General features: G+C 72.0%; 6 protein-coding genes and 1 pseudogene. 5 read left to right on the plus strand and 2 right to left on the minus strand.

The features are described from left to right. Positions 1–189: pseudogene (locus E1285_RS46195) on the plus strand (hypothetical protein); the annotation flags it as partial. Between the two features lie 40 nt (positions 190–229). Here E1285_RS46195 and E1285_RS42725 read toward each other — a convergent pair. Next, complete coding sequence (locus tag E1285_RS42725; protein WP_132160616.1) at positions 230–700, minus strand: DUF4190 domain-containing protein; 471 nt, start codon at positions 698–700, stop codon at positions 230–232. 168 nt (positions 701–868) lie between these two features. Between E1285_RS42725 and purN the strand changes: the two genes are divergently transcribed. The 4 genes from purN to E1285_RS42740 all read left to right on the plus strand — a co-directional run bounded on the left by purN (position 869) and on the right by E1285_RS42740 (position 4,437). After that, positions 869–1,579 (plus strand): phosphoribosylglycinamide formyltransferase, encoded by a 711-nt coding sequence (purN, locus tag E1285_RS42730; protein WP_132160618.1) that lies wholly within the window; start codon positions 869–871, stop codon positions 1,577–1,579. Next, positions 1,560–3,122: a bifunctional phosphoribosylaminoimidazolecarboxamide formyltransferase/IMP cyclohydrolase gene (gene purH / locus E1285_RS42735; protein WP_207947234.1), complete on the plus strand. Its 1,563-nt coding sequence runs from the start codon at positions 1,560–1,562 to the stop codon at positions 3,120–3,122. Before purN ends, purH begins: the two co-directional genes overlap by 20 nt. A gap of 145 nt (positions 3,123–3,267) precedes the next feature. Further along, the gene (locus tag E1285_RS46200) at positions 3,268–3,444 is read left to right on the plus strand and encodes a hypothetical protein (protein ID WP_165967005.1); all 177 of its coding nucleotides are present in this window, start codon (positions 3,268–3,270) and stop codon (positions 3,442–3,444) included. Positions 3,445–3,585: 141 nt separating this feature from the next. After that, positions 3,586–4,437 carry a bifunctional methylenetetrahydrofolate dehydrogenase/methenyltetrahydrofolate cyclohydrolase gene (locus tag E1285_RS42740; protein ID WP_132160620.1) on the plus strand — a complete coding sequence of 284 codons (852 nt, stop codon included), beginning with the start codon at positions 3,586–3,588 and terminating at the stop codon, positions 4,435–4,437. Positions 4,438–4,600: 163 nt separating this feature from the next. On the opposite strand, the gene E1285_RS42745 is transcribed toward E1285_RS42740, so the two are convergent. Then, a complete protein-coding gene (locus E1285_RS42745) occupies positions 4,601–5,329 on the minus strand; it encodes an FHA domain-containing protein (RefSeq protein WP_132160622.1) in 729 nt (242 codons plus the stop codon). Between the last annotated feature and the right edge of the window lie 134 nt (positions 5,330–5,463).

Below are 5,463 nucleotides of genomic sequence, written 5' to 3' on the forward strand. Positions count from 1 at the left end.
CCCCCGCCGTCCCCGCCGGGCGACGGGACGGTCGTCGTCGAAGGTCACCTGGTCGACGAACCGGAACCGCCCGCGCCGCAGGCCGCGGAGCCGCCGCCCGCGCCGCTGCCGCCCGAGGACCCCGGGCGCACCGAGAACCGGGGCGGCGCCATCTACGTCCTGCGCGAGGACCGCGACCCGGACGAGTAGCCACGGACGAGCAAACTCGGACGAGCAGCTGGGGCGGGCCTTAGAGCAGGTCGCCGTACTTTTCCATGCTGCCCGACGGCAGGCCGAGCTTGTCCTCGATCTGGGGGTAGTACCGGTCCTGGCACATCTGCTCGTCGGTGGCGGTGTTGGACGTGCCGAGGCATTCCTGGTAGCCGCTCAGCTCCGACCACAGGAACATCGTCATCGCGACCGACAGCACCGAGAACAGCAGGCCGACCGAACCGAGCACGATGCCCGGGACGGCGCCGGGGGCGGCGTTCTCGGAGCCGCGCGCCGCGCGGCGGGCGCGGATGCCCACGACGAGCGCCGCGATGCCCAGCACGAGGCCGAGCGGGTAGAAGAAGATCGCGGTCAGCAGCGCGATGCCGCCGAGCCACAGGGCCCGCCACCCGCCCTGCTGCTTCTTGGACGGTCCCGCGGGCGGCCCCCCAGCCGGCCGCCCGTCGGGGCGGTCTTCGGGCTTGGCCGGTGGGCCCGGCTGCTCGCTCACGTCGTGTTCCTCCTGGGCTGGTGCGGATTCCCGGGTGGCCCGCTTTCCGCGCGGTCTGGGTCTGCTTCGAGGGTCTGCTCGCAGGGTGCGCCGAACCGGCCCGATAGGCTTCGTGATGGCCCGAACACAACACCACCGTCCGCCAACACCACCGTCCACCAGGGAGTCATGGTGTCCGCCCGGCTCGTCGTCCTCGTCTCCGGCGCGGGGACCAACCTACAAGCGCTGCTCGACGCGTGCGCGGATCCAGCCTACGGGGCGGAAGTGGTGGCCGTGGGGGCGGACCGCCCCGATATAAGGGGAACCGCCCGCGCCGAACGGTCCGGTTTGCCCACTTTCACGCTGTGCATACCTGATTTCCCGTCCCGTGCCGACTGGGACGCGGCGCTGGCAGAGGCGGTCGCGAAGCACGAGCCGGACCTGGTGGTGTCCGCCGGGTTCATGAAGATCCTCGGGCCGCGTTTCCTGGCGATGTTCGGCGGCCGGACGGTCAACACCCATCCGGCGCTGCTGCCGTCGTTCCCCGGCGCCCACGCCGTACGGGACGCCCTGGCGTACGGGGTGAAGGTGACGGGCTGTACGGTTCACTTTGTCGACGAAGGCGTGGACACCGGGCCCGTCATCGCCCAGGAGACCGTCCCCGTGGGCTGGCATGACGACGAAGACTCCCTGCACGAGCGGATCAAGCAGGTGGAGCGCCGGCTCCTGGTCGACGTCGTCGGCAGGCTCGCCCGCGACGGCTGGACCGAGCGCGGCAGGCGGGTCTCGATGAAGTGCAGGACCTGTGGTGACGCGTCCGGCGATGCGCCGGGTGACGCGTCCGAGAGTGATTCGACCGATCAAGAGGGGAGCTCGGCCGGTGAGTCGGGTGGCGATTAAGCGCGCACTGATCAGCGTGTACGACAAGACCGGGCTGGAAGAGCTCGCCCGGGGCCTGCACGAGGCGGGCGTGGAGATCGTCTCGACCGGCTCCACGGCGGGACGGATCTCCGCCGCGGGCGTCCCGGTGATGAAGGTGGAGAAGCTCACCGGATTCCCCGAGTGCCTGGACGGCCGGGTCAAGACCCTGCACCCGAAGGTGCACGCGGGCCTGCTCGCCGACCGCCGCAAGGAGGACCACCTCCAGCAGCTGGACGACCTGGCCGTCGAGCCGTTCGACCTGGTCGTGGCGAACCTGTACCCGTTCGCCGACACGGTCGCCTCGGGCGCCGCCCCGGACGAGTGCGTCGAGCAGATCGACATCGGCGGACCCACGATGGTGCGCGCCGCCGCGAAGAACCACGCGAGCGTCTCCGTCGTCGTCGACCCGTCCGCCTACGGGACGGTCCTGGACGCCGTGCGGGCCGGCGGCTTCACCGTCGAGGAGCGCCGCCGCCTGGCCGCTCTCGCGTTCGCGCACACCGCGTCCTACGACGTGGCCGTGGCGTCGTGGTTCGCGAGCAGCTACGCGCCGGACGAGACGGCCGCCGATGCGCAGTGGCCCGACTTCCTCGGCGCGACGTGGGAACGCGCGAACGTCCTGCGCTACGGCGAGAACCCGCACCAGCGCGCCGCGATCTACACCGACGGCTCCGGCGGCGGCCTGGCCGGGGCGGAGCAGCTCCACGGCAAGGAGATGTCCTACAACAACTACGTGGACGCCGACGCCGCCCGCCGCGCCGCCTACGACTTCACCGACCCCGCCGTAGCGATCATCAAGCACGCCAACCCGTGCGGTATCGCGGTCGGCGCGAACGTCGCCGAGGCGCACCGCAAGGCGCACGCCTGCGACCCGCTGTCGGCCTTCGGCGGCGTGATCGCGGTGAACCGCCCGGTCACCGTCCCCATGGCCGAGCAGGTCGCGGAGATCTTCACCGAGGTCCTGGTCGCCCCCGACTTCGAGGACGGCGCCCTGGAGGTCCTGACCCGCAAGAAGAACATCCGGCTGCTGCGCTGCCCGCAGGGCCCCGCGAACCCGGCCGAGTACCGGCGGATCGACGGCGGCGTCCTGCTCCAGGGCGTCGACCGCGTGGACGCCTCCGGCGACGACCCGTCCACCTGGGAGCTCAAGGTCGGCGCCGCCGCCGACGAGGCCATGCTCGCCGACCTGGCGTTCGCGTGGCGTGCCGTCCGCTCGGTGAAGTCCAACGCGATCCTGCTGGCCGCGGACCGCGCCACCGTCGGCGTCGGCATGGGCCAGGTCAACCGCGTCGACTCCGCCAAGCTCGCGGTCGAGCGCGCCGGGACCGAGCGCGCCGCGTCCTCGGTGGGCGCGTCCGACGCGTTCTTCCCCTTCCCGGACGGCCTGGAGGTCCTGACCGAGGCGGGCGTGCGCGCGATCGTCGAACCCGGCGGCTCCGTCAACGACGACAAGGTCATCGCCGCCGCCGAAAAGGCCGGAATCACCCTGTACTTCACCGGCGTCCGGCACTTCTTCCACTGATCGGCGAGGCCCGGTGTGGTGGAGAACACCGCCGCACCGGGTTTACCACCTCGTACTTCGCTGTTTCGTGCAGGTAGCCTCGGCCTGGCCGCGCTCCATGAACCTCCCTTGACTCCGGCGCGGGCATTTCGTTGATGGAGGCGCGATGGATGTGGCGTTGGCGTTCGTGGTGGGCGTCGTGTACCGGGCGGACGCGCTGCTGTTGGAGTCGCGGCAGATGATCGGGCTGCTGGCCGCCTTCCTCGCCGCGGTCCTGGCCGCCCAGCTCGGCTGGCACGGCACCGACCGCGTGATCGCCTGGCGCCGACGCTCCGAGGACTGACGGCCCGCTCGCCACCCCGGTCGCTACCATGGGGTTCTCACGCGACTGGCGCGGTCAAGGTGGATCACCACCGGGGAGCGAACGACGGTCCGGACACCGCGCGCCTGGGTGGACGGGACTGGTGAGACCGCGGAGGAACGCATGACGGCACAGATTCTGGACGGCAAGGCCACGGCCGCCGACATCCGCTCGAACCTCAAGGGACGCGTCGAGGCGCTGCGCGAGCGCGGCGTGACCGTCGGGCTCGGCACGGTGCTGGTGGGCGACGACCCCGGCAGCCACTCCTACGTCAACATGAAGCACCGCGACTGCGGCGAGGTCGGCATCGAGAGCATCCGCCGCGACCTGCCCGCCACCGCGACCCAGGACGACGTGGAACGCGCCGTCGCCGAGCTGAACGCCGACCCCGCGTGCACCGGCTACATCGTCCAGCTCCCGCTGCCGAAGGGCCTGGACGAGCAGCGCGTGCTGGAGCGCATCGACCCGTCGAAGGACGCCGACGGCCTGCACCCGGCGAACCTGGGGCGGCTCGTCCTCATGCAGCCCGGACCCCTGCCGTGCACGCCGAAGGGCATCATCGAGCTGCTGCGCCGCTTCGACGTCCCGATCAAGGGCGCGGAGGTCACCGTCGTCGGCCGCGGCATCACGGTCGGACGCTCGCTCGGCCTGCTGCTGACGCGCCGCAGCGAGAACGCGACCGTCACCCTCTGCCACACCGCCACCCGCGACCTGGCCGCGCACACCCGCAAGGCCGACATCGTCGTGGCCGCCGCCGGTGTCCCCGGCCTCATCACCGCCGACATGGTCAAGCCCGGCGCCGCCGTCCTGGACGTGGGCGTGTCCCGCGTGGACGGCAAGCTCGCCGGGGACGTCGCCGCCGACGTCCGCGACGTCGCCGGCTGGGTCGCGCCGAACCCGGGCGGCGTCGGCCCGATGACCCGCGCGATGCTGCTGGTCAACGTCGTGGAGGCCGCCGAGGCGCGGCGCGCCTGATCCCGTGCGCAGGCGAAGGCCGCCACCAGCACCCCGGTGGCGGCCTTCGCCGCGGATCTCACCGGACGGAGCCGCGCCGTCACGCGCACGGCCCCGTTCGGGTCCGGCTCAGCGATCGCCCTCGTGGTTCTGCGCTGCCGGAGAGGGCGATCGCAGGTTCACATCAGCTCGCCCTCCGTCCCGCCGTGCTCGGCGCCGCCCGGTTCGGTCCGTTGACGTGGCCGTGTCCCGTACCCGCCCTACGGGGGTCGGCCGTGCCGCGGACTCCGGGGACCCGCCCGTCCATCGGCGGGCGGCCCTGCGGGACGTGCACCGGCGGCAGCGGCCGGACGAGGCCCATCGCGATGACCTCGTTGGCGAGCCGCGTGCGCCGGTTGGCGCCCTCGGGTATCCGGAACTTCTGGTAGAGGCGCAGCAGGTGCTGCTTGACGGCCGCCTCCGTCACCACCAGCTCTCCGGCGATGTCGCGCGCCGTGGCCGGGGCCACGAACGCCTCGTCGGACAGTGCGGGACGGCAGAGCGAGGTCAGCACATCGACCTCGCGGCGGGTGAGCTCGGGTGCGACGGCACGCCGAAGTTCGACGTCCGGGTCGACCTCCTCACGGGGGATGCCCCCCAGTCGGCAGCGCGCCGTGCCGAAGCTCACGACGTCGCCGTCCTCCAGGACACGGCGGGCTATCGGCCTGCCGTTCACTCGGGTCCCGTTACGGGACAGGCCCATGTCCACCACGTAGATGTACGGGCCTCGTCGGACGATCTCTGCGTGCAATTGGGACACACTCGGGTCGTCGAGGCGTACGTCGACTCCTCTCCCTCTCCCGACCGTCGTCACGTCGGGGCGCAGCGGCATCACCAGCCCGCTGTCCTCGATCCGCATGAACGGCCCCTCCACGGCAGCCCTCCCAGCTAGTTAGCGACCCCTGTCCAGCGGGTTACCCGGGCGCGTACCCGTCACACCCTCCTACTGGCGAGTAGGACCGATGGCACAGGGCATTCGGGCCTCTCGGGCATCCCTGCGGCCCCACC

The organism is Actinomadura sp. 7K507 (assembly GCF_004348425.1).
Lineage (GTDB): Bacteria > Actinomycetota > Actinomycetes > Streptosporangiales > Streptosporangiaceae > Spirillospora.